The organism is Halomonas sp. CnH100-B (genome assembly GCF_024124605.1).
Lineage (GTDB): Bacteria > Pseudomonadota > Gammaproteobacteria > Pseudomonadales > Halomonadaceae > Vreelandella.
The window spans coordinates 614,789-640,295 of sequence record NZ_JAMXRX010000003.1 but is presented as its reverse complement, the minus strand read 5'-3'; the positions used below and the strand labels follow the sequence as shown (position 1 = coordinate 640,295).

Annotated in this window: 27 protein-coding genes; 5 read left to right on the top strand and 22 right to left on the bottom strand. The window is 58.0% G+C overall.

Annotation, left to right across the window (positions count from 1 at the left end):
• The 7 genes from NH398_RS09645 to NH398_RS09615 form a co-directional block, all read right to left on the bottom strand.
• Positions 1-1,543 (bottom strand): retention module-containing protein (locus tag NH398_RS09645; protein ID WP_253018127.1); only part of this gene is annotated, 1,543 nt, incomplete at its 3' end.
• Positions 1,544-1,737: 194 nt separating this feature from the next.
• On the bottom strand, positions 1,738-2,364 hold the full coding sequence (locus NH398_RS09640; RefSeq protein ID WP_159342737.1) for a response regulator transcription factor: 627 nt from the start codon (positions 2,362-2,364) through the stop codon (positions 1,738-1,740).
• Positions 2,364-3,794: an HlyD family type I secretion periplasmic adaptor subunit gene (locus NH398_RS09635; RefSeq protein WP_253018125.1), complete on the bottom strand. Its 1,431-nt coding sequence runs from the start codon at positions 3,792-3,794 to the stop codon at positions 2,364-2,366. Before NH398_RS09635 ends, NH398_RS09640 begins: the two co-directional genes overlap by 1 nt.
• Complete coding sequence (locus NH398_RS09630; RefSeq protein ID WP_285263150.1) at positions 3,794-5,992, bottom strand: type I secretion system permease/ATPase; 2,199 nt, start codon at positions 5,990-5,992, stop codon at positions 3,794-3,796. The genes NH398_RS09635 and NH398_RS09630 overlap by 1 nt, the downstream gene beginning before the upstream one ends.
• 123 nt (positions 5,993-6,115) lie before the next feature.
• The gene (locus NH398_RS09625; RefSeq protein ID WP_253018123.1) at positions 6,116-7,924 is read right to left on the bottom strand and encodes a TolC family outer membrane protein; all 1,809 of its coding nucleotides are present in this window, start codon (positions 7,922-7,924) and stop codon (positions 6,116-6,118) included.
• A gap of 271 nt (positions 7,925-8,195) precedes the next feature.
• Positions 8,196-9,083 carry a DMT family transporter gene (locus tag NH398_RS09620; protein ID WP_253018121.1) on the bottom strand — a complete coding sequence of 296 codons (888 nt, stop codon included), beginning with the start codon at positions 9,081-9,083 and terminating at the stop codon, positions 8,196-8,198.
• Positions 9,080-9,349: a SelT/SelW/SelH family protein gene (locus NH398_RS09615; protein ID WP_253018119.1), complete on the bottom strand. Its 270-nt coding sequence runs from the start codon at positions 9,347-9,349 to the stop codon at positions 9,080-9,082. Before NH398_RS09615 ends, NH398_RS09620 begins: the two co-directional genes overlap by 4 nt.
• Before the next feature lie 125 nt (positions 9,350-9,474).
• On the opposite strand from NH398_RS09615, the gene NH398_RS09610 reads away from it, so the two are divergent.
• The 4 genes from NH398_RS09610 to ettA all read left to right on the top strand — a co-directional run bounded on the left by NH398_RS09610 (position 9,475) and on the right by ettA (position 13,715).
• The gene (locus NH398_RS09610; RefSeq protein WP_253018117.1) at positions 9,475-10,788 is read left to right on the top strand and encodes an MFS transporter; all 1,314 of its coding nucleotides are present in this window, start codon (positions 9,475-9,477) and stop codon (positions 10,786-10,788) included.
• Positions 10,789-10,975: 187 nt separating this feature from the next.
• Entirely contained in the window at positions 10,976-11,413 is a 438-nt protein-coding gene (locus NH398_RS09605) for a PAS domain S-box protein (RefSeq protein ID WP_139526853.1), read from the top strand.
• Positions 11,414-11,654: 241 nt separating this feature from the next.
• Positions 11,655-11,867 carry a PA3496 family putative envelope integrity protein gene (locus NH398_RS09600; RefSeq protein ID WP_044628513.1) on the top strand — a complete coding sequence of 71 codons (213 nt, stop codon included), beginning with the start codon at positions 11,655-11,657 and terminating at the stop codon, positions 11,865-11,867.
• Between the two features lie 186 nt (positions 11,868-12,053).
• The gene (gene ettA, locus NH398_RS09595; RefSeq protein WP_253018115.1) at positions 12,054-13,715 is read left to right on the top strand and encodes an energy-dependent translational throttle protein EttA; all 1,662 of its coding nucleotides are present in this window, start codon (positions 12,054-12,056) and stop codon (positions 13,713-13,715) included.
• A gap of 78 nt (positions 13,716-13,793) precedes the next feature.
• Here ettA and NH398_RS09590 read toward each other — a convergent pair whose 3' ends face one another.
• The 5 genes from NH398_RS09590 to phaR form a co-directional block, all read right to left on the bottom strand.
• A complete protein-coding gene (locus NH398_RS09590; RefSeq protein ID WP_253018113.1) occupies positions 13,794-14,135 on the bottom strand; it encodes a histidine triad nucleotide-binding protein in 342 nt (113 codons plus the stop codon).
• Positions 14,136-14,186: 51 nt separating this feature from the next.
• Positions 14,187-15,059 (bottom strand): phosphoribulokinase, encoded by an 873-nt coding sequence (locus NH398_RS09585; protein ID WP_159342745.1) that lies wholly within the window; start codon positions 15,057-15,059, stop codon positions 14,187-14,189.
• Positions 15,059-15,499, bottom strand: coding sequence for a thioesterase family protein (locus tag NH398_RS09580; protein WP_253018111.1), 441 nt, complete (start codon positions 15,497-15,499; stop codon positions 15,059-15,061). The genes NH398_RS09585 and NH398_RS09580 overlap by 1 nt, the downstream gene beginning before the upstream one ends.
• A 47-nt stretch (positions 15,500-15,546) precedes the next feature.
• Complete coding sequence (gene purD, locus NH398_RS09575; protein ID WP_253018109.1) at positions 15,547-16,833, bottom strand: phosphoribosylamine--glycine ligase; 1,287 nt, start codon at positions 16,831-16,833, stop codon at positions 15,547-15,549.
• A gap of 69 nt (positions 16,834-16,902) precedes the next feature.
• Positions 16,903-17,367 (bottom strand): polyhydroxyalkanoate synthesis repressor PhaR, encoded by a 465-nt coding sequence (gene phaR / locus NH398_RS09570; protein ID WP_159342748.1) that lies wholly within the window; start codon positions 17,365-17,367, stop codon positions 16,903-16,905.
• 135 nt (positions 17,368-17,502) lie between these two features.
• On the opposite strand from phaR, the gene NH398_RS09565 reads away from it, so the two are divergent.
• Positions 17,503-18,213 (top strand): 16S rRNA (uracil(1498)-N(3))-methyltransferase, encoded by a 711-nt coding sequence (locus tag NH398_RS09565; RefSeq protein WP_253018107.1) that lies wholly within the window; start codon positions 17,503-17,505, stop codon positions 18,211-18,213.
• A 19-nt stretch (positions 18,214-18,232) separates the two neighbouring features.
• Here NH398_RS09565 and NH398_RS09560 read toward each other — a convergent pair whose 3' ends face one another.
• The 10 genes from NH398_RS09560 to NH398_RS09515 all read right to left on the bottom strand — a co-directional run bounded on the left by NH398_RS09560 (position 18,233) and on the right by NH398_RS09515 (position 25,505).
• Positions 18,233-18,730, bottom strand: coding sequence for an ATP-dependent zinc protease (locus tag NH398_RS09560; protein ID WP_253018166.1), 498 nt, complete (start codon positions 18,728-18,730; stop codon positions 18,233-18,235).
• A gap of 125 nt (positions 18,731-18,855) precedes the next feature.
• Positions 18,856-20,139 carry a lytic murein transglycosylase gene (locus NH398_RS09555; RefSeq protein WP_253018105.1) on the bottom strand — a complete coding sequence of 428 codons (1,284 nt, stop codon included), beginning with the start codon at positions 20,137-20,139 and terminating at the stop codon, positions 18,856-18,858.
• A 59-nt stretch (positions 20,140-20,198) separates the two neighbouring features.
• Positions 20,199-20,645 (bottom strand): DUF3429 domain-containing protein, encoded by a 447-nt coding sequence (locus NH398_RS09550; RefSeq protein WP_253018103.1) that lies wholly within the window; start codon positions 20,643-20,645, stop codon positions 20,199-20,201.
• A gap of 2 nt (positions 20,646-20,647) precedes the next feature.
• On the bottom strand, positions 20,648-22,069 hold the full coding sequence (locus NH398_RS09545; protein WP_253018102.1) for a DASH family cryptochrome: 1,422 nt from the start codon (positions 22,067-22,069) through the stop codon (positions 20,648-20,650).
• Positions 22,053-22,229 carry a DUF2256 domain-containing protein gene (locus NH398_RS09540; protein WP_083025732.1) on the bottom strand — a complete coding sequence of 59 codons (177 nt, stop codon included), beginning with the start codon at positions 22,227-22,229 and terminating at the stop codon, positions 22,053-22,055. Before NH398_RS09540 ends, NH398_RS09545 begins: the two co-directional genes overlap by 17 nt.
• A 194-nt stretch (positions 22,230-22,423) precedes the next feature.
• Positions 22,424-22,828, bottom strand: coding sequence for a monovalent cation/H(+) antiporter subunit G (gene mnhG, locus NH398_RS09535; RefSeq protein WP_044628503.1), 405 nt, complete (start codon positions 22,826-22,828; stop codon positions 22,424-22,426).
• Positions 22,821-23,090: a cation:proton antiporter gene (locus tag NH398_RS09530; RefSeq protein WP_044628502.1), complete on the bottom strand. Its 270-nt coding sequence runs from the start codon at positions 23,088-23,090 to the stop codon at positions 22,821-22,823. Before NH398_RS09530 ends, mnhG begins: the two co-directional genes overlap by 8 nt.
• Entirely contained in the window at positions 23,090-23,563 is a 474-nt protein-coding gene (locus NH398_RS09525) for a Na+/H+ antiporter subunit E (RefSeq protein WP_159342754.1), read from the bottom strand. The genes NH398_RS09530 and NH398_RS09525 overlap by 1 nt, the downstream gene beginning before the upstream one ends.
• On the bottom strand, positions 23,560-25,161 hold the full coding sequence (locus NH398_RS09520) for a Na+/H+ antiporter subunit D (protein ID WP_159342755.1): 1,602 nt from the start codon (positions 25,159-25,161) through the stop codon (positions 23,560-23,562). The genes NH398_RS09525 and NH398_RS09520 overlap by 4 nt, the downstream gene beginning before the upstream one ends.
• Positions 25,158-25,505, bottom strand: coding sequence for a Na+/H+ antiporter subunit C (locus NH398_RS09515; protein WP_159342756.1), 348 nt, complete (start codon positions 25,503-25,505; stop codon positions 25,158-25,160). The genes NH398_RS09520 and NH398_RS09515 overlap by 4 nt, the downstream gene beginning before the upstream one ends.
• Positions 25,506-25,507: the final 2 nt, after the last annotated feature.

Genomic DNA, 25,507 nt, shown 5'->3' with positions numbered 1-25,507 from the left:
GTTGGACGCTGTAGGTGAGGTAGTTGCCGTCGGCTTCCACGGCGGTGGCGCCGCCGGTGACCACCAGGTTGGCGGTGGTGTCTTCGTCACGGTCGGGGTTGTCGCCGCCACGGTCGTCGGTGATGGTTGTAGATGCAGTAGTAGTTATAATTGCCTCGTAGTTACCACCTTCGGCTTCCGTTACGCTAAAAGAAATAATCTCATCTTCTTGAGTAACGTCATCGTCACTCCTACCACTGAAAGTCACGCTGCCGGTGGTCTCGCCCACGGCGATGGTGATCTGTTGGCCGTTGCTGAGGGTGATGACCAGCGGGCTGCCTTGCGGGGCGTTGTTGACGCTCGCGCTAACAGTAATCGATTCGCCTTCAGTAACAGCTTCCGGGGCGCTCAGCGTAATGGTGGTAGCATCGGCGTCGTCGCTGACGGTGACCGTGGCGGTAGCGTCGCTGTCGAGGGCTTCGTAGTTGCCGCCTTCGGCGGTCTCGATGCTCAGATTCAGCGTGTCGGTGCCTTGCTGGTAGACGTCGTCACCGCGACTATCGAAGGTCGCGCTGCCAGTGGTTTCACCCACGGCGATGGTGATCTGTTGGCCGTTGCTGAGGGTGATGACCAGCGGGCTGCCTTGCGGGGCGTTGTTGACGCTCGCGCTGACGGTGATCGGTGAGCCTTCGGTGACGGCTTCTGGGGCGCTCAGCGTGATGGTGGTAGCGTCGGCGTCGTCGCTGACGGTGACGCTGGTTTCATCAGAGGTATCAATGGTTTCGTAGCCACCGCCCGTGGCCGTTTCGATACCAATCGAGATTGTGCCATCACCTTGCAGGTAAGCGTCGTCTGGACGGCTGTCGAAGGTCACGCTACCAGTGGTTTCACCGACAGCGATAACAATCTGCTGACCGTTGCTGAGCGTAATCACCAACGGAGTACCTTGCGGTGCACTGTTGATGCTTGCTGAAATAGTGATTGGCTGGCCCTCAGTAACCTGCTGAGGGCTCGTTAAAGTAATGACGCCATCGGTGCCGGGTTCTGGAGCAGGTGCTGGATCAGCGGCATCACCCGCATCTTCCGCCGCCACATCTCCACCATCAAATTCAACGAACTCGGCGCCTTCTAGGCCACCTTCTGTGCTGAAGCTGAGGGGGTCTGTCTCTTCAGCGATACGGGCAACACGCACGAAGCTGCTGCCGCCACCGCCGCCACCACCGGCACCACCACCCGCTGCGGTCGCATCGAGAATATCGAGCAGGTCGCCCTCTTCATCATCGAGTGCGGCAAGGAGTGCTTCTAAATCGTCATCTTGTGCGCTGGCATCGGTGGCAACGATCAGGTCGCTTACCAGGTCCGGCGTGACGGCCACTTCTTGGCCGCCTTCAACAACATTGGCACCGGTACCATCAGCAAAATCCAGCTCGACACGGCCATCGGCAGAGGTGATGAGCGTTTCGCCTTCTTGAAGTACATCACCAATACGCAATTCACGCAGGTTGCCGTCTTCATCGCGAGCCCATGCCTGACCTGTAATTGCGATAACCGTTGCCGTAGCCATGTGTCATTCCTCACTCGTTGTTGGTTGCCGCCCGCTAGTACGTTATGACCAGATGGATGGGTGGCATATACAGCGAGATTAGGAGGGTATGGAACAAAAAAGTATTGTACCGATGGACAATAAAAAACGAGGCCCGCGGGGCCTCGTTTTGAAGGGGATGCGACTCGGCTTGGTCCTTGCGGCCATAAGCCGAGTTACGTATCGGCTTGCTCGGCGACAGGCGCCAGCTTGAGAATCAATTGCAGGCGGTCTCGTACCGCCAACTTTTTGAAAATTGCGCTTAGATGGGCTTTTACCGTTCGTTCTGTGATATCCAACTGGCGAGCCACTTCCTTGTTGGTCGCTCCACGCGCGACGGCAAGGGCGACGCCGCGCTCTCGCTCGGTCAATAAGCGCAAGTAATCACTGTGTTGGTAACGGTCATGTTCGACACGCTGCTGAAGGGCTTTGAACGTACCGCCGAGCACTTTCGCCAATAATTCCTGGCCCACCCAAACGCCCTGATTGGTCACGACCAAGGCCACTTGGTTCAGCACGTCAGCCGCCGCCAGGGTATGAACATAGCCTCGTGCGCCTAGGTCCAGGGCGCTGAGCGCTTCTCGATCATCGGGGGCATAGCTGAGCACGACGACGATGATACCTTGCTCGACTAACCCGGGCAGTAATGATGGCCAGCTATCGACGGTCGTTGAGAGCCACACGAGATCTTTAGGCGCCACGTGCTGCCCAATCGCACCGGGTGTTAAGGCTCCAACATCTTGAAACGCTTTTTTCCAGCGGGCTTTGATACTGCCATCCGTTGTTATGAACCAATGTTTCATCAGCGCTCCCCCATGGAATCTCGCCACGCTCTCAAAACAGGTTTTAGCATGAACTGCATCACCGTTCGCTTACCGGTGACGATATCCACCTGCGCCGTCATACCCGGTATTACCTGCAGCCGGTCGGCGACGTTTTCGTTTTCTAAACTGCGCACCCGTACCAAGTAGAAGGTATTGCCCTCTTCATCGGTGATGGTGTCGGCACTGATGTGCTCAAGTTCGGCTTGCAGCCCACCGTAGATGGCGTAATCGTAGGCGGTCAGTTTGATCGTCGCAGGCTGTCCCGGGTGTAAAAACGCGATGTCTTGAGGCGCAATACGCGCTTCAACCAGAAGTTGGTCATCGCTGGGGACGATCTCCACGACTTCTTGCCCCGGCTGGGCCACTCCGCCAATCGTATTGATGTGGATACGTTGAACGATCCCATCGACCGGTGAGCGAATTTCCGTCAGCCGCACCCGATCTTGAAGCCCGGTTCCGGACTGCTGCAGCGCGTTGAGATCACCTAGCGCCTGGGCTAGGTCATTACGCCACTCGCTGCGGCGCTCGGCACCTAGTTCACGTAGCTGTGTTTCAGCCTCTTCGACCGCCGCTTCTAAACGAGAAACGGCCGCGTCGGCTTGGTTACGCTCGCCGGTGGCGCGGGACACTTCCCTTTGCAAGCGCAGCACTTCGACTTCGGACACTGCGCCTGACGCCAGCAGCGGGCGCGTCAAATTGAGCTCCTGGCTCGCCATGCTGGCTTCGCGCCCTGCCGTGTCTCGGCGAGCCTCGGCCTCGCGAAGCTCTTGTTCACGCTGGCGAATTCTGTCTTCCAACACGTTCTCTTGCTCACGCAGCTCTTCGCGACGACTTTCGTAGACTTCACGCTCTTGCATGACGATATTGGGCACTTCCTGACGCAGCTCTTCGGAAGGCTCGAAGGCCGTGCCGGTCGCCAGCGCACGAAGGCGCTCGGCACGCGCTTCCAATGCAAATCGCTGGGCACGGTTTTCACGAAAGTCTGATACGAACCGGGTAGGGTCGATCTGCATCAGTACTTCACCCGCGCTCACGACCTGCCCTTCTCGCACCATGATTTGCTCGACGACGCCACCATCGAATGACTGGATACGCTGAAGCTGGCTGGCGGGAATCACGCGCCCTGCCCCTCGCGTTACTTCATCGATCGCGGCAAAGTAGGCCCATACCAACAGCGCGATGATGGTCAGCAGTACGGTGTACAGAAATAATCGCGCACGAATGGGTTCTTGCTGCATTCGCGCCCAGTCGGTGTCGCTCGCCCAATCACGATTGAGGTGGGCGGAGGTCACCCGCTTGGCAAACAGGCGATCCATGAAGGGACGGAACGGTTTTTGGCCCTTTTCAGAGAAACGGCCAATCGCTTCAAAGCCTTTCTGCTCGGACGTAGAGGAGGATTTACGCGCCATTATGAGGCCCTCCCGATTTGCCCTTTACGTAGTGCTTCAACCACGGTATCCCGCGGGCCATCGGCAACCACTTTGCCTGCATCCATCACAATAATGCGATCTACCAGGGAGAGCAGCGAAGTACGGTGAGTCACCACAAGAATGGTTTTACCCGCCGCGACGTTTTTCAAGTTGGCTTTGAACGCCTCTTCACTGGCGTTATCCATGGAGCTGGTGGGCTCATCCAACAGCAGAATCGGAGGGTCTTGGACCAGCGCTCGCGCGATGGCGACCGACTGTTTCTGGCCTCCCGACAGCGCTTGGCCACGCTCACCGACTTGAAGGTCGACCCCATGAGGATGGCTATTAACCAAGTTTTCCAGACCCGCTAACTCAATCGCTCGAAGCAATGCATCGTCGTCCACGCGGTCACTGCCGCCCCCGGCCACGATATTATCCCGCAGTGAGCCCGAAAACAGGCTGACATCCTGGGGTACGTAGCCGATATGGCGACGTAGCTGCAACGGGTCGAGCTGACGAATATCGACGTTGTCGACCAGCACCGCCCCAGAGGTGGGCTGATAGAACCCCAGCACGAGCTTGTTGAGCGACGATTTCCCACAGCCGATGCGCCCAAGAAGCGCCACTTTCTCGCCGGCCTTGACGGTAATGGAAACATCCTTCAAAGCGTCGCGCTCTTCGTTGGGGTAGCGCAACGTTACTTTTTCTAAACGGATGTTACCTGCAAAGCTGGGCTTTTCTACGTACGCTTTACCTTCGTGACGCTCCACTTTTTTATCCATGACCGCATTCAAGGAATCCAATGCGGTGGAAGATTGGTGGTACTGCGCCAGCAGCGCAGCAGCTTGGCTGATGGGTGCCATGGCTCGCGAAGAGAGCATATAGGCGGCGATCAGTCCGCCCTGGGTAAGATTGCCTTCGATAATTTGGTAAACACCGACAATGATGACGCAAACGGCCACGCTGTGCTGCGCCCATTGCGCCACGTTAGAGACCGAGGTACTCACCATCTTCAGTTGGGCACCGGTTTTGGATAAAAACGCCGAGGCCTTCTCCCAATGGCGCTGAATACGGCTTTCCGCTCGCAGCGCTTTGACGTTTTCCAACTGAGAAATGGATTCCACCAGTAAGGAGTTACGCTGCGCCCCAACCTCCCAGGTGGTTTGCGAGAGTTCGTGCAGCTTGCCTTGCGCCGCTAGGGCATAGAGCAGCACAAAGACGATCCCGACCAGTACTGGCAACACCAGCCAGGGGTTGATCAGCGCGATGATGGCCGCAAACATTAGAACGAACGGCAAGTCTACGATGCCGAGGATGGTCGCAGAACCGATAAAAGCGCGCACCGATTCAAACGACTGCAGCGTGGAAGTGAACGACCCTGTCGAGGCTGGACGCTCTTCTAAACGCAGCCCCAGCGATTTAGCCATAATCGACGAGGAGAGTTTGACGTCTGCCCGGCTGGCGGCAAGATCGACGAAGCTGCTGCGCATGAGCCGCAGGGCCAAGTCGAAGCAAAGTACGATGAAGATACCAACGGCAAGCACCCAGAGCGTTTCTGTTGCCTGATTAGGTACCACTCGATCATAAACGTTGAGTACGAACAGTGGCATGGCAATGGCGAACAGGTTGATCGCCACCGAGCCTAGAACGATATCGCGGTATAGCCGACGATTTTCCCGAATAACCCCCCAAAACCAGTGCTGGTCTCGGCGCTTTTTGACACCCGGTTCGGACGCATTATCGGCTAAGAATTTGGGACGGACATAAATCGCTTCGCCGCTATAGCCAGCGTGAAGCTCATCCAGAGAGATCTCTACGTCCGACTCGGAGAGTTCTGGGAAAATGACGCGGGCTTTTTTTTGCTTAACATCCAGCCCTAACAAGACGCAGGCACGGCCAGGCTCTAACAAAAGAATTGCGGGGAACAGCGCTGGGTTGAGACCAGACAGCCGACTTTTTACGATCCGCGCGGTCAACCCCGCTCGAGAAGCTGCTCGCCCAAACACCGAGGGTGTCAACTTACCCTGTTCAAGAGGCAAACCAGCCCGAAGTGCTTCTGATGACACATCATGCTGATGAAACGAGGCAATGGCCTTAAGACACTCGAGCAGCTCATCGCCTGTATCCCGCTCATTGGAAACGGCTTCATCCGAAAGCGAGTCTGGCGCTTCCGTATTACTCAGGTTTGCTTGTGTCACAAAGACCTCATTGCCCTAATACTCATTATGCGACTCGTGCTACGCACCCAAGAGGATGCGTCTGCCCGCCGCGATGACACGGCAGGCGACGACTATTACGGGTGCCGACATTGGCACGTAGTGCTAGCCATTGGTGACGAAGGCATCACCATACCCCATTCCGTGAAGTGTTTGTCGGAGTACTTGTGCGTCGCTCAGCGATGCCACCGGCCCCAACTGGACACGGTAGTTACCCGCCGATGCATACACCCGTGACGGGCTCGTTAGCTGCTCGCTCAACTCGGCGCTCAGCTGCTGCGCGCGGGTTTCTGCCGTCAGCGATGCGACTTGAATGTAGAGACTGCTTTCAATCGCCGCTGGCTCAACCGCCTCGTAGGTATAGGCAGCCGCACCAGACGGCACGACTACCGATTCGCTCGGCGCGTCGTACGCGGTAGCGGGGGCCTCACTCGTCATCGTCGCTGCGGAAATGCCGCGCGTGAAATCTTCCAGGGTGAAACCGCGCGGACCATCGGTGGCACACGCCATCTCTGGGTCTTGCGCCAAGTCTTCATAGCCCAGTTCTGCCAGCGTGGGAATATCGTCGCGAACGACTTCCAACGTTTGCATGAGCTGCCCCATGGCAGCCAGCGTACGCGCATGCGCTAGGGTCAGATCGAATTCGGCATTGGCATACGCCCGGCTGGCTTCGAAGTATTCGTTCTCGCTGTCCAAAACGTCCAGCAGAGTGCGCTGGCCAATATCGAACTGTTGCTGATAAGCACCCCGGACGCGGTCGATGGATTGGCGGTGATCGTTCAGATAGCGCAGCTGCTCATTCAGGCGTTGCGTATCGTTGTAGGCGATTTGCGTCGTTTGACGCACGTTGGTACACGCCACTTCACGCTGATTGACCGCTTGTTCGATACGCGTTGCGGCCGCGTCGAAGGCAGCACTGTCAGAACCGCCTCGGTAAAGGTTCATGCTTGCCACGAGCTGAATGCTGTGCTCGTCGCTGCGACCTGCAATGGCGTCATCTTGGTTATTCGTGCCAGTACGGCCTTGAATGTCTAAACGGGGCATGAAGGCTGCCCGTGCGGCGTTCTGCTCCGCCCGCTGAACGGCAATATTCTCGATGGCGGCATGAAAATCGGGGTTGCCCTCGAAGGCCATCCGCACGGCTTCACTGACATCACTAGGCAGTTCATCGGCCAGAGAGGGTGCGGGTGACATGTTTTGAGGCGGCAGCTCGCCTACGATCCGCTGATAGCGCGCCGTCACGTCGTGAAGGTTCGATGCTTCGGTCATGAGGTTGGATTCGGCCAGCGCCAGGCGACCGCTGATTTGCTCAAGATCCACCCCTCGCCCTGCGCCGGAAAGCGCCCGCTCTTCGATTTGCGAAAAGACGCGCTGGTGCTCGCGGTAGTTGTCCTGCGCCAGACGCACCATTTCACGGAAACGCAAGACATCCAGGTACGTTTCAAACGCTTCGAGCGCCACCGTTTCACTGGCACCCAATAGCTCGAAGTACGCAATTAGTCGGGTGCGGTCCAATCGCTCGACTTCGCTACGCGTCGCAAACCCGTCAAACACCATCTGCGTCAGCGTGAGCTCGGCAAAGTCGCTGCTGTAGCTACCACGACCATCGTTTTGTTGGTCTTGGCGCCCCACCCCAGCCCGGACATCAATAGATGGCAGATAGTTACCTTGTGCCACGCGAACGTCGCTTCCCGCTGCACTGAAATTGTTCCAGGCAGCGTTGACCTGCGGGTTGCTCACAATGGTTTGTTGGATGGTGGTATTGAGATCGGTCGTGCCAGGTGCATACAGCGTGGAGGGAAGCTGCTGCGCGAGCGCCGTGAGCGGCAAGCAGGCAATGGTGGTGAGCGTCAAGGGGCGCAGTGCGCGCTGAAATGCGAGAGGTGTTCTTTTCATTGTAACGTTGTCTTTCATGGCCATGTTCCCTAATGATCGTTTTCGCTACTGGTGAGCAAGTAGCCTTTCCTTTGCAACAACGCACCGACGCATTGTCACCCCCTGGGCTGCTTACCCGCTGCTGAGCACTACCTGACTGACAATAAGCTGTATGGCATCGCTGGTGATTTTGCCTGAGCAGAAGCACCTTAGATGAATGATATTAGCTTAAGTTAATCGCCTTAGCGGCAGTGACAAGCTATAAAAACAAAAGTCACAAAAATTTACAATAAAACCTCAAAAAAACACACTACGCTGTCGACGCATGCCGCGCTTGCGGCAGTTGCTGAATCGCCAAGCCGCATAGAATCAACACTAGCCCCACCAAGGTAGAGAGCCGCATGGGCTCGCCAACGATCCAGAAAAGCAGCAATAAAGAGACAGGAGGCGACAGAAAAATCAGGTTGGACACCTTGGCAGTTCGAGAAACGCTCTGGACCGCCATCTGCCATAGTACGAAAGCAATGCCCATTTCAAACAGCCCGACATACACCCCAGCCCCAAGGGCAGCCCATCCGTGCCACTGAAACCCAGGCCCCAAAAGTAACAGAATTGTTAAAACAGGTAACCCAACACTGAAGTTCTGCCACTGCCCGACCAGCGGCTGGCGGGAGTCCTTGGCATTGAGCAGCCAATAGAGCGCCCATAGCAGCGTGGAGGCTAGCGCAAACACGACCCCAAGCGGGTTTTCGAAGGCGACGTTGAACACCTCCCCTCGGGTGGCAATCACCCAAACACCGCTATAGGCCACCAGGCCTGCCGCCACGTCCAGACGCGTCAGCCGATGACCCAAGATGGGCACCGCCAAGAAAGCCATCGCCAATGCCCACGTATAGTTCAGTGCCATGGCCTCTTGGCCAGGCAGCCGATCGTAGGCTGCAAATAGCACTAGGTAGTAGGCTACCGGGTTCATCACACCCGCCCACAGAGCTGTTCGCCACCCCCGGCGAAGCGCGACCCCCATATTGCCTTGCTTAAGAACGATAACGCCCATGAGCAGCCATGACACCAGCGCTGCCCACCACATCAATTCGAGCGGGCTCATCCACGCCAGCGCCACCTTGAATGCCGTCGCCACGGTCGACCACAGAGCCACCGCCCCAAGGCCATAAAGCATCGCCCGTTGATCTTGCGTCATCGATCGATGTGTCCTAAATCCTGAGCAGGGTCGATCTGGTCGCGCACCTGCCGTTTGAGCGTTTTGATATCGGGAAACCCACCATCCCGCTTGCGCTCCCAGAGCAGCGTGTCTTCACACCAGATTTCGAAAGTACCGCCATGGGAGGGAGACAGTGCGACTTCCGTCAGCTGTTCGCCAAACGTGGACAGAAGCTCTTGGGCGTACCAAGCGCTGCGTAGCAGCCACTGACACTGGGTGCAGTAGCGAATATGAATGCGTGCCATCGTATAAATCCTTATCGATCAGTTCCTTTGCTACGCGCGGCGTTCGATGAAGCCTTTCGTCAGCATTGTGTGGCATCCTAAGGGCATTCTGTCATCTTATACGAGTCACCGCCAAGGAACCGACAATGGCCCAAAAGGACGTTTCACAGACACAGCTTTACGAGTGGCTAACCGGCGACGACGACAGCCGGATGTGCGACGACATTCCTGATGGCGCGTGCCAAGAACAGCCGCGCAACTTTTTCCTTCATCTGCTGGCATCGCTAGGCAACAAGCTCGCCGATGAGCTGTCGAGCGCACGGCTAGTGCTGCCCTGGCTGCTGGGTATCATCGGTGCGCCGGTGTGGATGGTGGGCTTGCTCGTCCCCATCCGCGAAGCAGGCGCGCTGCTACCGCAACTGTTCGTGGCGGGCTTCATTCGTTTGAAGCCACAGCGTAAATGGGTCTGGGTCGCGGGCGCCACCGTGCAGGCAATCGCCGCCGCAGGGCTTGCTCTGCTTGCTTTGATGGGAAGCGGTGCGATGGGCGGGGCGCTGGTCTTGGCGGCGCTCATACTGCTCTCACTAGCGCGGGGGCTCTCTTCGATTGCCACCAAGGACGTACTGGGTAAGACCATTGCCAAGCGCCGTCGCGGTACGCTGATGGGTTGGAGTGGCAGTATCGCCGGTGCTGCCACACTGGTGGCCGGCGGAATATTGGTAGCCTTCGGCGACCGACCTGGCCATGTTGCCTTGGCTACCCTATTAGGAGTCGCTGCCGGCGGGTGGTTGCTCAATGCGCTATGCGCGGCGCGCATCAACGAAGTGCCCGGTGCCGTGGAAGGCGGCGAAAATGCCTGGGACAGCATCAAGCTCGGGATGTCTCTAATGCGCGAGGATGCCACGTTCCTGCACTTCAACCTTGCCCGGGCACTGCTGCTATCAAGCGCACTCGCTTTGCCCTACGTGGCCCTGCTTGGCCAACAGCAAAGCGGCACCGAACTTGGCGGGCTGGGCATTCTAGTCGTGGTCTCGGGGTTAGCCGCTATGGTGGCCAGTCCGATTTGGGGGAAACGAGCGGACCGTTCCAGCCGCCGGGTGATGCGTGACGCGGCCATCGGCACGGCCATTTGCTGCCTGTTGGGTGCTCTGATTGCGTGGTTGCCGGGCAGTTGGACACAGAGCGTACTGCCCTACGCGGGCGTGTACGCGTTACTGGTGGTGGTTCACCATGGCGTACGTTTAGGGCGTAAAACCTATTTGGTCGACATCGCTAATCAAGACAATAGAGCCCTGTATGTCGCGCTTTCCAACACCTTCACCGGGGTGCTAATGCTGGTCGTTGGTGGCATGATGGGCGCATTGGCACAGTGGCTGGGCAGCGCTATGCTGCTGGTGATATTAGCCTTGACGGCCATCGGCGCCATGCTCAGCGCACAGCGCCTCCCGGAGGCCGAATAGCATTGCCGATTGCAAAGCCGAACCACGCTCGCCATGATGGTCAGCAAATCACGGTGGCTAGCTGTTTTTTTGCTATCCTACCTTTGTTTGATGGTGTGAAAGACTGCATCGTCCTGCACTTAAGAGCGCCCCGCGCTGACGCACAGCGCCACGGCGAAGAAAGACGAGAAGCAACAGGAACCCATTGATGAAACGATCTCCCTTGATAAGCCCGGAGTTACTCGAACGCATTGTTGACGCTTCTGAAGATGGCATCGTCGTTGCAGAGCAGGAAGGTGACGAAAACATCCTGATTTACGTGAACAAAGGTTTTGAACGTTTAACGGGCTACAGTGCGGATGAAATCCTCTATCGCGACTGCCGCTTCCTTCAAAACGAAGATCGTGATCAAGATGCCCTCATGTCGATCCGTGAGGCGCTTCAGGATGGCCGCCCTTCTCGTGAAGTGCTGCGTAACTACCGCAAAGACGGCACGATGTTTTGGAACGAGCTATCGATCACGCCGGTTTACGACGAAGCCGACAAACTGATGTACTACATCGGGGTACAAAAAGACGTCACGGAGCGTGTCGAAGCGCAGTTGGCGCTGGCAGAATTAAAAAAACAGCAAGAGCACGCGGAGTAACGGTTAGCCGCCGTGGGCGCTTACCTTTAGCAAAGAGACTCGAACGCGCGCCTACTGCCCCCATGCCCGCAGTGCTGCAAACATTCTTCAAAAACGCTTGAACTTCCAACCCAGTGGCGCTATATAGCGCCTAGGCGCTTAATGAGCGTTAGGCGCTTCTTGCTTCATACGACGGTCGTATCGGTATGGCGCAAGAAGCCGTTGTGATGCCGGTGCGCCGGCTTGGGTTGGAGGGCATACCATGAGCCGTGACCCCTTAAATCGTGAAACCTACACCAACGACGGGCTTGACGCAGACGAGTTCGACAACCTGGATGCCGTTAACGACGATCACTACGGTAAAAGCAAACCCAGTAAAGCGGATACACTGCGCGCCCGTCGCCAGGTAGAAGCGTGGCTGGAAGAGCGGCGTTTACAGCGCGCAATCGAAGACGATTGGGATGAAGAAGAGTAACGCCTTGCCAATCTGCCAAGCAGTTCCAAGGTAATGACGACCCGAGGGGCACCGAGCGCGTGCCCTTCTTTTTTGGCGCTGCTTGCGCCGCCGGTTTACTGGCCTTTAGCCGCGCTGGGCACTATCATCTGTGCACCAAGCCAGCCTCGTGCTGGTCTCGCTTTTACCACAACCTAACGGATTTCCATGGCGCAATACGTATTCACCATGAATCGGGTTGGCAAAGTAGTGCCGCCCAAAAAGCAAATTCTCAAGGATATTTCCCTCTCGTTCTTTCCTGGCGCCAAGATTGGTGTGCTGGGCTTGAACGGTGCCGGTAAATCCACGCTGCTGCGCATTATGGCCGGTGTCGATAAAGAGTTTGAAGGTGAAGCTCGTCCGATGCCCGGTATCAATGTGGGCTACCTGCCCCAGGAGCCGCAGCTCGACGACGAGAAAAACGTCCGGGATACCGTCGAAGAGGCGCTGGGTGCCATCAAAGAAGCACAGGAAAAGCTCGACGCGGTCTACGCCGCCTACGCTGAACCTGACGCGGATTTCGATGCCCTGGCCAGCGAGCAAGCGCGCCTTGAGAACATCATCGAAGCGGCCGATGCGCACAACCTCGAGCGTAAGCTGGAAGTGGCCGCAGAGGCGCTGCGTCTGCCGCCGTGGGAGGCAAAAGTCGGCCACCTCTCTGGGGGCGAGCGCCGCCGTGTGGCGCTATGCCGCCTGCTGCTCTCCAGCCCGGACATGCTGCTGCTGGACGAACCAACCAACCACTTGGATGCCGAGTCCGTTGCTTGGCTCGAGCGCTTCCTGCACGACTACAACGGCACCGTCGTGGCAATCACCCACGACCGCTACTTCCTCGATAACGTCGCAGGCTGGATTCTCGAGCTCGACCGGGGGCAGGGCATTCCGTTCGAAGGTAACTACTCTCAGTGGCTAGAGCAGAAAGAGCAGCGCCTGACCCAAGAAGCGAAGCAAGAAGCGTCTCGTCAGAAAGCCATCAAGCAAGAGCTTGAGTGGGTGCGCAGCAATGCCAAAGGCCGCCAAGCGAAGAGCAAAGCGCGTCTTAACCGCTTCGAAGAGATGCAGTCGGGCGACTTCCAGAAACGTAACGAGACCAACGAGATCTACATTCCGCCCGGCCCGCGCCTGGGTGACAAGGTCATCGAGTTTCATAACGTCACTAAGCGCTTCGATGACAAACTGCTTTACCAGGACCTCTCCTTTACCATTCCGCCGGGTGCGATCGTGGGCATCGTGGGGGGTAACGGTGCCGGTAAATCGACGCTGTTCAAGCTAGTGACCGGCAAAGAGCAGCCGGATAGCGGTGACGTGGTGATCGGCGACACCGTCGATATTGCCTATGTCGAACAGTTGCGGGACGCGCTGGATGACAAGCAAACCGTTTGGGAGGCGGTATCCGATGGTCAGGATATCCTCAATATCAACGGTTATGAGGTGTCTTCACGGGCTTACGTGGGTCGCTTCAACTTCAAGGGTAACGACCAGCAGAAGCGTCTGGACGAGCTCTCCGGCGGTGAGCGTGGCCGCCTGCAGTTGGCTCAAACGCTGAAGCAGGGAGCCAACGTCCTGTTGTTGGATGAACCCTCGAACGACCTGGATATCGAAACCCTGCGCGCGTTGGAAGAGGCGCTGCTCGCCTTCCCCGGCTGCGCGATGGTGATCTCTCACGACCGCTGGTTCCTGGATCGTATCGCCACGCACATCTTGGCGTTCGAAGGCGACTCTGAAGTGGTGTTCTTCGACGGCAACTACACCGAGTACGAAGAGGATCACAAAAAACGCGTGGGCAATGACACACCTAAGCGCATGAAGTACAAGCGCATCGACGCCTAACGTCGCGTTGCTCGACACAAAAAGCCCTGCTGATGCAGGGCTTTTTTTATGGCGATGGGATCGCGTCTGCCGAATGATTCATCCAGCGGGCCACGTAAACTCACGCCCGCCCAGTAGATGCATATGAATATGGTAGACGGTCTGCCCTCCCATCTCGTTGCAGTTCATGACTACCCGGTAACCCTCTTCGGCAAAGCCTTGCTGCTTGGCGAGCTGCGCCGCGGTGTGCTGTAAGCGACCCACGAGCGCCAAATCGTCGGCTTCGATATCGTTCAGCGTAGGGATATGCTTCTTGGGAATGATGAGCTGATGTGTCGGCGCTTGAGGACTGATGTCATTGAACGCCAGAACGTGCTCATCCTCGAACACGATGTCCGCTGAAATATCGCGGTTAATGATCTTACAGAACAGGCACTCCATCGCAGCCTCCTTACGTTTGGCGCGTTTATGGTCGGTTCGGGCAGCACCGCGTTAGCGAAAACGGCGCTGGGAGAGCAGGTGGCGAACCAGGGGAGCGAGAATCAGCTCCATCGCCAAGGACATACGAGCACCGGGCACCACCAGAGTATGCGGGCGAGTCATAAAGGCGTCTTTGATCATCGCCAGCAGCCAAGGAAAATCCACCGTCGAAGGGTCTCGGAAACGAATCACCACGAACGACTCAGCATCGGTGGGAATATCCTGTACCTCGAAAGGGTTGGACGTATCGACCGTGGGCACTCGCTGGAAATTGATGTGGGTGCGAGAAAACTGCGGCTGGATATAGCGCACGTAGTCATCCATACGCCCCAAAATCGTGTCGATCACCGCTTCCTGGGAGTAGCCGCGCAACTTGGTGTCGCGGTCGATCTTTTGAATCCACTCCAGGTTCATGGTGGGCGCCACGCCTACCAGCAGATCGACGTGACGGGCAATATCGTACTCTTGCGTCACCAAGCCGCCATGTAGCCCCTCATAGAACAGCAGGTCGGTACCGCAGGGCAACGACTGCCACTCGGTGAAGGTGCCCACCCGGTAGCCCGCTTCGATCTTCTGCTTATCTTCTGCATGAATGTAGTGACGAAACGTGCCGGTCCCGTGCTCCCCATACTCGATGAACAGCCCTTCCAGGCGGTCGAGCAGGTTGGCTTCGACGGCAAAGTGGGAGAGTTCGTCCTTGCGCTCCGGCTCTTCGCGAAAAATACGCTTGAGATCATCACGGGTATAGCGGTGAAAGGCATCGCCATCCACCATGGCGGCATGAACGTCTTCACGCAGGAACATACGCTCGAAGCTGCGGCGCACGGTGGTGGTGCCCGCCCCGGAGGAGCCTGTCACCGCGATAATGGGATACTCTCGTGACATTATCCCCCCCTGGCATCCGCAAGCGTTTGCTTGAGCGCATCTGGAATCGCCACCGGACGGCCTGCCGCCAGGTCCAGCAGCAGTTTGGTCACACGTGCAGTCGCCACCACGTCGCCCGTCTCTGCCTTGGTAACCCGCTGGTAGACCGTCAAGGCTTTACCCTCTGGTTCGGGCACCGCCGTTTCGATCACCAGCGCATCAGGAAAGCGCGCCTCCTGCTGATACTGCACGACGAGGTCTACGACCACGCTGGGATAACCGTGCATATCCCACTCCGGTAGATCCAGAGACGCAAAGGCCTGCACTCGCGCTTCATGGAGCAACGACACCAAGGCATCGTGCCCCAAGTGGCGGCCATAGTTCATATCCGTCACCCGCACCGTCAGCGGATGACGGTGAATGACCGCTGCCAAAGTGAAGTCCAGCGAGACACGCTCCATTGCTCTACTCCTTGTCGGGTGACGATATGACCTCGAAAAGCCGCTATTTACTGCTCCCGCGCGATGGCACGGAACGCGATATCACGACGAAATTCGACGCCGTCCCAGTGAATCGCGTTAACGCCTTGGTACGCCTGCTGCTGAGCCGCCGACACGCTATCGCCCAGCGCTGTTACACACAGCACACGCCCACCGGCCGTGGTGATCTCACCGTCTGCATTTTGCGCCGTCCCCGCGTGGAAGACCTTGCACTGCGCCCGTTCGGCATCGGCCAAGCCGTGAATCACGTCGCCTTTACGGTAATTGCCAGGATACCCACCAGCGGCCAGCACCACGCCCACGGCTGCGCGGGGGTCCCACTCGCACTGTTTGCCGGCCAGCTCGCCTTTGGCGCCTGCCAGGCAGAGCGCCGCCAGATCCGAAGTCAGACGCATCATGATCGGCTGGGTTTCTGGATCACCGAACCGGCAGTTGTACTCGATCACTTTAGGGTTGCCCTGTGGATCGATCATCAGGCCTGCATACAAGAAACCGGTATACGCATTTCCCTCTGCCGCCATACCACGCACGGTGGGCAGAATGACCTGCTCCATGATCCGCGCATCGACCTCTGGTGTGACGACGGGCGCCGGTGAGTAGGCCCCCATGCCCCCGGTATTGGGGCCGGTATCGCCGTCGTAGGCACGCTTGTGATCCTGGCTGGTGGCCATGGGCACGACGTTGTCGCCATCCACCATGACGATGAAGCTCGCCTCTTCACCTTCGAGAAACTCTTCGATGACGACACGGGCGCCCGCATCACCAAAGGCGTTGGCTTCGAGCATATCGCGGATCGCCGCCTCGGCTTCGGCCTCGCTCATGGCTACGATGACGCCTTTACCCGCCGCCAAGCCGTCGGCTTTGATGACGATCGGCGCGCCCATGTCGGCTAGATACGCCAACGCAGGCTCTACAGCCGTGAAGGTTTGATAGGCCGCTGTGGGAATAGCATGGCGGGCCAGAAAGTCTTTGGTGAACGACTTGGACCCTTCGAGCTGAGCCGCGCGCTGGCTGGGGCCGAAAATCGTCAAACCGGCGGCTTGGAAGCGGTCTACGACGCCTTCGACGAGCGGCGCTTCAGGACCAACGACGGTCAACGCTACCTGCTCTTGCTGCGCAAACGCCACCAGAGCCTCCAGGTCGGTTGCGCCAATCGCAACATTGGTCAGCTTGGGCTCTGTCGCGGTGCCTGCATTGCCAGGCGCGACGAACACCTGCTCGACATCACGGGATTGGGCAAGTTTCCAAGCCAGAGCATGTTCGCGGCCACCGCCACCGATCATCAAAACTTTCATGGGTATCCTTCTCAAACGGGAGAGCGTCGATGGGCGGCATTATGCCACAACGGACCGTAAAACGTGGCCTTAGGAACGCTTATCCGACGTATCGTCATCGTCCGATGGATTGGGCTGATGGAGCGCGTTTTGCCAAAAGCGCATATTCTCTTCGGCCAACTCACGCATGAATTCCATGGGCGAGTGGCGCATGGCTTGCTGCCACTGAGTCTGCATGCGCTTTTGCTGCTCCAGCATCAGCTGCGTGCCCTGCTCCAAATAGCGCGCCAACGGCAGCGGTGACGACATGTCATACACACGAATCAGCTGCGCCAATAGATCGTTTGAAAACACTTCGGCTTCACTATCCGCCTGCTCTTGTTCGATAATGATCGACAGTAGAATGGTGCGCGTCAGGTCCTCGCCGCTTTTCGCATCTTCGACGCGAAACGGCTCTTCTTCAATGATGAGACGCCGCAGATCCTCGAGCGTGACGTAACGGCTCTGCTGGGTGTCGTACAACCTGCGGTTGGCATATTTACGAATTACGCGCACAGCGCATCTCCTTAAACGCGATAAAGGCTTTTGTCGCCGTTGCTGCTATTGTGCCTGCAACACGCGCCCATGCAAGCCAGCTTAGCGGATTAGTGGTGGTAAGCACGCCTTTCCTTTGACCAATAGACGAAGACTATGAATTTGATACTGCTAGACCCGAGCGAGGTCGACGCTCACCACGCTCGGATTACCGATGCGCGCCGCTTGACCCATCTGCATGACGTGCATCGCGCCCAGGAGGGAGACCGACTCACAGTAGGCATTCAGGGCGGTGCCATGGGAAAGGCCACGCTGGTAGCGCTCAGCCCTGACCAGGCGCTGTTCGCACTGGAGGAGCTCAAGGAGACGCCACCTCCCGCCCTGCCCGTTCATCTCGTGCTGGCCCTGCCACGCCCGCGTATGTTGGCGCGAACGCTGGAGCACGTCACGGCGCTGGGCGTGAAAGAGATCACGTTATTGCATACGAAACGGGTCGAGAAAAGCTACTGGCAATCGCCAGAGCTTCGGCCCGACAAGATTCACCAGCACCTCGTGCTGGGCCTTGAACAAGCGCGGGATACGCAGCTGCCCAACGTGACGCTGTGCAAAGGGTTCAAAGCGTTTTTAGAGGAGCAGCTTCCCGAGCTGTTGGCAGAGCGCCGCGGGCTGGTCGCCCACCCCGGCATGGAGAATGCCTGCCCACGCGGTATCGATACGCCAACGCTGCTGCTGGTCGGCCCAGAAGGCGGGTTCATTCCATGGGAAGTCGAACAGCTAATTCAAGCAGGGTGCGAAGGCATGCACTTGGGGCCACGTATTCTGCGCGTCGAAACAGCCGTGACGGCGCTGCTGTCACGGCTGTTTTGAGTCATGCCTAATTAGACGATCAAGACTGCTTGTCTTCTGGGTCGTGGGGAACGTAGGGGGCGTTTTCTCCACACCCGGGCTCTTGCAGGAAGGTATTACGCACGTCTAACAAGCCTAAATGACTGATGGTGCGGCGTCCTAGCAGCAGCGGGTAGTTCATCTCTTCACGGTTGCGTAGGCTGAACTGCTCTTCATACACGGTATCGCCCATGCAAACATCCATGAGCACGACCGGACGCTCGTCGCGGCCACCAGCGCCTCGAACGGTTTGTTCACGGTAGAGCGGACGCTCGATCTGGTCGCTGAACGTTTCACCACTGTCTTGGTCTTCCAGCTTCAGGCGAAAGCGAACCCACTCTTCCCCCTCTTTTTCGAACATTTCAATGTCGCGGGCATCCAGTGAAGAGGTCAACGCACCGCTATCCAGCTTGGCTTTGACGGCAATTCCCCACGGCTCGATGTAGGCGTTTTCGACCCAACCAAACACCTTGTCTTCCGCTTGCGCGCTCGTTCCCATAAGTAAAGCACTGGCCAGCACGCTGGCTCCCCATACTCCTAGACCTGCTTTTCCCATAACGACTCATCCTTGGTGAGGCATTGACGATTCGAATCATGCGTAACAACCGTAGCCGCGCATATTACCTAGCGCAGCCGCTCCAGCAGCGACTGAGTCGCAAAGCCGTCCGGTACGAGCCCTTGGTCGCGCTGAAACGCCCTCAGGCCCGCTTGGGTATTCGGCCCCATGATGCCATCTGCCGTACCCACGCCGTAACCGGCCTCGTTCAACCGCTGCTGGAGCGTTCGGACATCGTCTCGCGTCAAAGGTGCCTCATCTCTTGGCCATGACTGTGCGATGCCGTCACGGCCAGCGATGGCATCAGCCAGTGTCGCCACCGCCAGAGCATAGCTCGTGGCGTTGTTGTAGCGCAGAATCGCACGGAAGTTGGGACCGACGATAAACGCAGGACCGCTCGCTCCGGCAGGAACGATGACCGCAGCGCTATCGAAAGTCGGCAGCTCGCCACGAACGGCACGCACGCCCTGGGCAGCCCAGTCGGCGCTGCTCTTGCGGTCGGTTTGCGCGTAATCAAAGTCGTCGGGTAGCCTGACCTCGGCGCCCCAGGGTTGGCCTGCCTGCCAGCCAGCGCGCGCCAGATAGTTCGCCGTCGACGCCATGACATCGGGAATACTGCCCCAGATATCGCGTCGCCCGTCATCATCGCCATCCACGGCGTAGGCTTCGAAACTGCTGGGAATGAACTGGGTATGCCCCATCGCCCCGGCCCAGGAGCCTTTCATCTGCTCGGCCGCAATATCCCCTTGATCGATGATACGCAGCGCTGCCAGCAGCTCACCCCGGGCGAACTCCCGGCGGCGGCCGTCGTAAGCCAGTGTTGCGAGGGATTCGAGCGTCGAAAAATCACCAAAATTGCTGCCGTAGTTACTCTCGACGCCCCAAATCGCTACGATGATCTCAGCGGGCACGCCATAGCGCTGCTGCATCGCCTGAGCAGTGTCGCGATGTTGTGCGAGCTTTTCCTGACCGTTGGCGACACGCGTGCTCGATACGGCGCTGTCCAAATATTGCCAAATCGCGCGGACGAACTCAGGCTGGTAACGATCTAACTCAATGACCCGTTCGCGGTAGCGCAGCCCATCGAACGCCGATGCGAGGGTCGCCTCGCTAATGCCTTGGTTCGCCGCATAGCGGCGGAACTCGCGGAGCCACTCATTGAAGTTACCGTAGCGCACCTCTTCGGCCGCGCGGGCATCGACTTCCGTCATGAGCTGGGGGCTAGCCATCACTGCAGGGGCGTAAAAAGTGGCTGCCGCCGCAGCGGCCAACAGCGGCCATAGCAAATGGCGGCGGGTACGTACTGAACCATTGCGTGTCAATGACTTGGGGCTTGACGTCATAGTACTCATCTCTCGGCAATCCTTAGCGTGAGGCTGATGATGGCTCAGAAACAAGCGAGTTACCAGCCTCAGAGAGACAAGCGCCACAACACGATAAGATGGAATATGGCGACGACCGCCGTTAGCACACAGCGCAAGGTGAGGTACCACTTGGGAAAGCCTTCGCGCCCTTCCCGGCTAATATCGTAGCCCCCCATCAACAGAAATCCTGCCAACAGTACCCAAAGCCCGGTCACCGTGTTGAACAGCAAAGCAGGCCACGCAATCAGGCTGGGCACCATGGCCAGTACTAGCCGCCGTACGTTGTTGTCACGGGGCACTTGAAGCGCACTGCCCCAATGAATGCCCCCTAAAAACGACAAAATCACGGCGCTGTAGTAAGTAAAGCCATAGATGGCACTGACCTGCCAGACAGGCGGTGCCCACCAAGCGGCGAGACCGCCACCGATGAACGGCAGCAGCCCCGCCAAGCCCAATCCCCAGGCGACGCGCCGATCACTCTCCATTAACGCCATCGTTACTCATCCGTCTCTTCGAATTCGGTTGCGGCAATCAACCAGCGCTGCCACTCATCCGGTAGCACGCAGGGCGGTTGAAATTGAGAAGGCGCCACTCGCCAGGGCTGTTGGCGCTCCAGACCGAAGGGTAACGATTCCAGCGCGGGTAACCAATAGGCCACGTACAGCCCTTTCGGATCGTAATGCCCTGCTTGCTTCAACACATTGAAATAGCGATCCTGACGCGGATCACGCCCAACCCCGGCAATGTAGCGCCAATTGCCCCAGTTGCTGGCCACGTCGTAGTCGATCAGGCAGTGCTCGAACCACCAAGCGCCTAGCCGCCAATCTACCTGCAAATCTTTTACCAAGAAGCTGGCGACGTTCTGGCGGGCACGGTTGGAAATCCAGCCGGTTCGCTTCAATTCGAGCATGGCCGCATCAATGAACGGCACGCCGGTCTCCGCGTTGCGCCAAGTGTCGAAGGCTTCGCTCGCTGGCGGCAGCGACTCCCGACCAAACAGGGAGGCCCCTTCCAACTGTGCGGCGCGGTGAAAGTAGTCGCGCCATAGAAGCTCGAAGACAATCCAGTAGCTCGATTCGCAGCTACCGTGTTCGGACTCCCATGCTTTGACTTCTCGATGCGCTTGACGAGCAGACAAGCAGCCACGGGCAAGCCACGGAGAAAAACGCGTCGAAAAGTTGGCACCCAATAGACCGTTACGCGTTTTCTTGTAAGACTCCGCCCCGTTCTGACGCCAGATATAGTGCTGTAATCGGTCATTGGCCGCCGACTCGCCGCCCACGAACACGAACCCCTGACGCTGGTCGGGCTGCCATGCCGCACTGGTTTCACACACGGATTTTAACGGCGGGAAACCGCGCGGCGCGCCTTCGGGCCAACACGGTAAGGTGATTGGCGCAGGCTTGGGAGCCGGTATTTCACACTGCTTTTCGACGCTACGCCGAAAGGCAGAGAAGCTGGCTGGCAGGTCTGCTAGATCGAACGGCAGCGCAGCGGCATCGATCAAGTAACCGCTATCCGCACGATAGAGCTGACAGCCTTTGGGCAGGTTGGCAGCCGCACGGGTGATGTTATCCGACTCTTCACAGCCGGAGTGTTCGGCTACCCGCACTTGCCGCGCATTGAGCGTGGTCGCCAACTCGACCACGACCTCGGCCGGGTCGCCAATACGCACTAACAGATCGCTGCCACGCTGCAACAGCTCGCCACGCAGTTCCATCAGGCTTTGCCATAAAAAGCGCAGCCGCGCTGGACCCAGCCTGGGCGTGGACTCCCCCGGCACGGCAGCCGTTAACCAACGCTGGTCGAGCACGTACAGACAAAGCAGCTGGTGTGGGGAATGTTCGAAATGTAATAAAGGATTGTCGGCAACGCGCAGATTGTCCTGCAGCCAGACAATATCAGTCGTGCTGTTCATGCTCTTGCCTCCTCGGCGTGCTGTGCTGCTTGGCCTCGCGACGGCAGCGTTCGCTGCAGAAGCGCACCTCGTCCCAGCAGCGCGCCCATTTTTTCCGCCAAGTAAATGGGCGCTGGCATTGAACGCAGTCTTTTTGCGGTAAGTCTTGTTTACGTCTCATCTATTCATCTCGCTGCGTGCTGGCTGTGCCACGCTACGCCGTAATACATGGACATAATAACTTATACAGTACAATTATTGTATATAAATTGACACCTCGACTTTGCCGTAACACGCACCTGCGCTCTTTTACGATGGGCATAAAAAAAGCCACCCAACTCGGGTGGCTTCCATCGATAACGTTGACTCCTAACGTTAGTCGGGATCGGTATTACGTGGGTGACGCTTAGCGTTTTCTTGCGTCTCCATACCGCTTTTCAGCTCGTGGGTGAGCGGATCGTAGTTAGGGCGCAGCTCATCTTTGACCGTGCCGCTCCAAAGCCGAGAGCCCACGAAGTAGCCAGCTCTGCCAATCACGTGGGCGGCAATGGGCGCAGTGATCAAGATGAATACGATGATCGCGAACGAACGCGCGACGACCCCTACCTCGGCAAAATGCATGGCCGAGGCCAGCATGATGAGGATTACCCCGAGGGCCGCCGCCTTGGTGGTGGCGTGCATGCGGGTCAACAAATCGGGCAAGCGCAGTAACCCCACGGCAGCCAACAGCATGAAGCTCGAGCCGGTGAGCAGCATGGCGCCCTTGATGACGTCAATCATCCCGCGGCCCTCCTCGTTCCAAAAAGCGTGCAAAGCCAATGGCAGCCAAAAAGCCCATCAGCGCGATGACGATGGCCGCATCCAAAAAGCTGGAGACGCCCGATTGAATGGCATACACGCCGACCAGGCCTACGACCGTCGTCGAGAACAGCTCCAGCGCCACGACGCGGTCTGGCAGGCTGGGGCCGCGGACCACGCGCACGAACGTGAGTACCAGCGCGAGCCCCATAATCACCTGACTGATTAAGATCACGGTTTCCATTAACGAAATAGCTCCAGTGCACGGTGTTCCATCTCTTTCAAGTTGCGTCGTAGCTCCTCTTCGTCATCTAGGAACATCGCGTGGATATACAGCACCTTACGATCATCCGACACGTCCAAACTGAGGGTCCCAGGCGTCAGGGAAATCAAATTGGCCACCATGGTAATCTCCATCTCGGTACGCGCCGAAAGCGGCAAAGCGATGACCCCTGGCTGCATGTGCCACGGCGGCGTCAAGATATCGAACGCCACGCGCAGGTTAGCCTGCACCAGCTCTTTGATGAAAAATCCAAGAAAGCCAATGAAGCGCGGCACGCGGGCCGGATAGCCCTTCAACCCGTCGACTTGAGGCTCGATCAGCAGCAACGCGATGTAGCCAAAAATCATCCCCACCAATAAGTTCAACCCGGAGAAATCGCCGCTGAGCAGGACCCAGGCCAAACCAAGCAAAAGGTTCCAAATGGCGCCCGTCATGGTGTCTCCTCCAGGTGGTTATCGACACGTTCGGCTTGTATGTCGACGGGCTCCAGCAGCGCCGCTTCTGCACTGGCGGAGGCGCCCAGAACCGCTTCGATATAGCCTGAAGGCGTCATCAACTGCTCCCCTATTTGGTTCATCACCAGCATGAGGGGCTCTGCAAAGACGCCAATCAGCAGCGACATCGTCGCGAGCACCACGACAGGCAGATACATCATCCACAGGCTAGGCTTCAATAATCGCCCATCGTCCCCTGTCGGAGTCGGCGTTTGCGGCACTTGGTTCTCCTCCGGCAGCGCTTTCCAGAACACTTCGTTCCAGATCTTCACCATGGAGTAGAGCGTCATCAGCCCCACGGCCAAGGCAATGCCGGTCGCCACGTATGCCTCGGCCTCCAGGCCTGCACGCACCAGCACGAACTTCGCAAAGAAGCCCGATAGCGGTGGGATGCCCGCCAGAGAGAAAGCGCTGATGAAAAACGCCACGGCCAGCCAGGGACGCTCACGATAGAGTCCGCCCATCTTCTTGAGCTGATACGTGCCCTGCAGGCGATGTGTAATACCGCTGATCAAGAACAAGTTCGTCTTGACGATGATGTTGTGCATGATGGCGAACACGCCGCCGGCAATCGCCAGCGGTGTGTAGAGCGCCAGCCCCAACAACATATAGCCAATTTGGCTGACGATATGGAACGAGAGGATACGTCGAAACTCGTACTGGGCGGCGGCGCCCAATACGCCGGTCACCATGGTGATGACCGCCCCCCACAGCATGATGTCCTGAAGGTAGCCCATGGTCTGATCGAAAATCAGCGTGAACACCCGAAACAGCGAGTAAACCCCCACCTTGGTCAGCAGGCCCGCAAACAGCGCGGAGACCGCCACAGGCGGCGTATGGTAAGAGGCGGGCAACCAGAAAAACAGCGGAAAAGCGGCCGCCTTGATACCAAAGGCCACCATGAACATCACTGCCAACACCTCGACCATGCCGCTGTGTTCGGCGACATCCATGCGCAGGGCGATATCGGCCATGTTGAGTGTCCCCACCGTCCCGTAGAGCAACCCAACGGCACTGAGGAAAATCACTGACGCCAGCAGGTTGAGCGTCACGTACTTGATGGCCCCTTCCATCTGCGCGCGTTCGCCTCCCAGCGTCAGTAGCGCAAACGAGGCCACCAGCATGACTTCGAACCACACATAGAGGTTGAAGATATCGCCAGTCAGAAAAGCCCCCGCCACACCGGCCAGCAGCAGATGCATGAGGGGATAGTAGCCAAACCGTTCATGCCCTCGACCAGTGGTCGCCAGCGAGTAGACCCCCATGGCCAAGCCAATGATCCCGGTGAGCAGAATCATCACCGCACTGAGCATGTCGGCGACGAGGGTGATGCCGAACGGCGCTGGCCAGCTACCCATTTGCATGGTGATGTAGCCATCCTCCAACACCGCGACAAACAGCCAAAGGCTCACGAGGAATAACGCGACATTGCCCGCGACGGCGATAAAGCGCTGCATGGGCCGCGAGCGCCAGAACATCAGCGAAACGGCCCCCGAAAGCAGCGGCAGTAGAATGGGAAGTGCGACTTCAGGCCTCACGTGTCGGTATCCTTCATCTTGTCCAAATCATCTGCCTTAACGATTTCGTAGGCCCGGCGAATCAGCACCACCGCAAACGCCAGCACCCCAAAAGCAATCACGATGGCGGTCAACACCACCGCTTGTGGCAGCGGGTCAGCGACTTCGCCAAGCGGCTGCATCATCCCCTCGGGGATCAGCGGCGGCGCACCTCGGGTCATCCCAGCGGTGGTAAAAATCAGCAAGTTGGCGGCGTTGGAAAGCAGCAATAAGCCAATCACCAGCTTGACGATGGAGCGGCGCAACATCATGAAAATAGCGGTCGCGTATAGCAGGCCAATCGCCAATGCCATCAACGGTTCCATGG

Bases quoted from the DNA above. Each gene is read 5' to 3' on its own strand.
- NH398_RS09640 (WP_159342737.1), bottom strand. From the start codon at position 2,364: ATGAAACATTGGTTCATAACAACGGATGGCAGTATCAAAGCCCGCTGG.
- NH398_RS09635 (WP_253018125.1), bottom strand. From the start codon at position 3,794: ATGGCGCGTAAATCCTCCTCTACGTCCGAGCAGAAAGGCTTTGAAGCG.
- NH398_RS09625 (WP_253018123.1), bottom strand. From the start codon at position 7,924: ATGAAAGACAACGTTACAATGAAAAGAACACCTCTCGCATTTCAGCGC.
- NH398_RS09620 (WP_253018121.1), bottom strand. From the start codon at position 9,083: ATGACGCAAGATCAACGGGCGATGCTTTATGGCCTTGGGGCGGTGGCT.
- NH398_RS09615 (WP_253018119.1), bottom strand. From the start codon at position 9,349: ATGGCACGCATTCATATTCGCTACTGCACCCAGTGTCAGTGGCTGCTA.
- NH398_RS09610 (WP_253018117.1), top strand. From the start codon at position 9,475: ATGGCCCAAAAGGACGTTTCACAGACACAGCTTTACGAGTGGCTAACC.
- NH398_RS09605 (WP_139526853.1), top strand. From the start codon at position 10,976: ATGAAACGATCTCCCTTGATAAGCCCGGAGTTACTCGAACGCATTGTT.
- NH398_RS09600 (WP_044628513.1), top strand. From the start codon at position 11,655: ATGAGCCGTGACCCCTTAAATCGTGAAACCTACACCAACGACGGGCTT.
- ettA (WP_253018115.1), top strand. From the start codon at position 12,054: ATGGCGCAATACGTATTCACCATGAATCGGGTTGGCAAAGTAGTGCCG.
- NH398_RS09590 (WP_253018113.1), bottom strand. From the start codon at position 14,135: ATGGAGTGCCTGTTCTGTAAGATCATTAACCGCGATATTTCAGCGGAC.
- NH398_RS09585 (WP_159342745.1), bottom strand. From the start codon at position 15,059: ATGTCACGAGAGTATCCCATTATCGCGGTGACAGGCTCCTCCGGGGCG.
- NH398_RS09580 (WP_253018111.1), bottom strand. From the start codon at position 15,499: ATGGAGCGTGTCTCGCTGGACTTCACTTTGGCAGCGGTCATTCACCGT.
- purD (WP_253018109.1), bottom strand. From the start codon at position 16,833: ATGAAAGTTTTGATGATCGGTGGCGGTGGCCGCGAACATGCTCTGGCT.
- NH398_RS09565 (WP_253018107.1), top strand. From the start codon at position 17,503: ATGAATTTGATACTGCTAGACCCGAGCGAGGTCGACGCTCACCACGCT.
- NH398_RS09560 (WP_253018166.1), bottom strand. From the start codon at position 18,730: ATGGGAACGAGCGCGCAAGCGGAAGACAAGGTGTTTGGTTGGGTCGAA.
- NH398_RS09555 (WP_253018105.1), bottom strand. From the start codon at position 20,139: ATGAGTACTATGACGTCAAGCCCCAAGTCATTGACACGCAATGGTTCA.
- NH398_RS09550 (WP_253018103.1), bottom strand. From the start codon at position 20,645: ATGGCGTTAATGGAGAGTGATCGGCGCGTCGCCTGGGGATTGGGCTTG.
- NH398_RS09545 (WP_253018102.1), bottom strand. From the start codon at position 22,069: ATGAACAGCACGACTGATATTGTCTGGCTGCAGGACAATCTGCGCGTT.
- NH398_RS09540 (WP_083025732.1), bottom strand. From the start codon at position 22,229: ATGAGACGTAAACAAGACTTACCGCAAAAAGACTGCGTTCAATGCCAG.
- mnhG (WP_044628503.1), bottom strand. From the start codon at position 22,828: ATGATTGACGTCATCAAGGGCGCCATGCTGCTCACCGGCTCGAGCTTC.
- NH398_RS09530 (WP_044628502.1), bottom strand. From the start codon at position 23,090: ATGGAAACCGTGATCTTAATCAGTCAGGTGATTATGGGGCTCGCGCTG.
- NH398_RS09525 (WP_159342754.1), bottom strand. From the start codon at position 23,563: ATGACGGGCGCCATTTGGAACCTTTTGCTTGGTTTGGCCTGGGTCCTG.
- NH398_RS09515 (WP_159342756.1), bottom strand. From the start codon at position 25,505: ATGGAACCGTTGATGGCATTGGCGATTGGCCTGCTATACGCGACCGCT.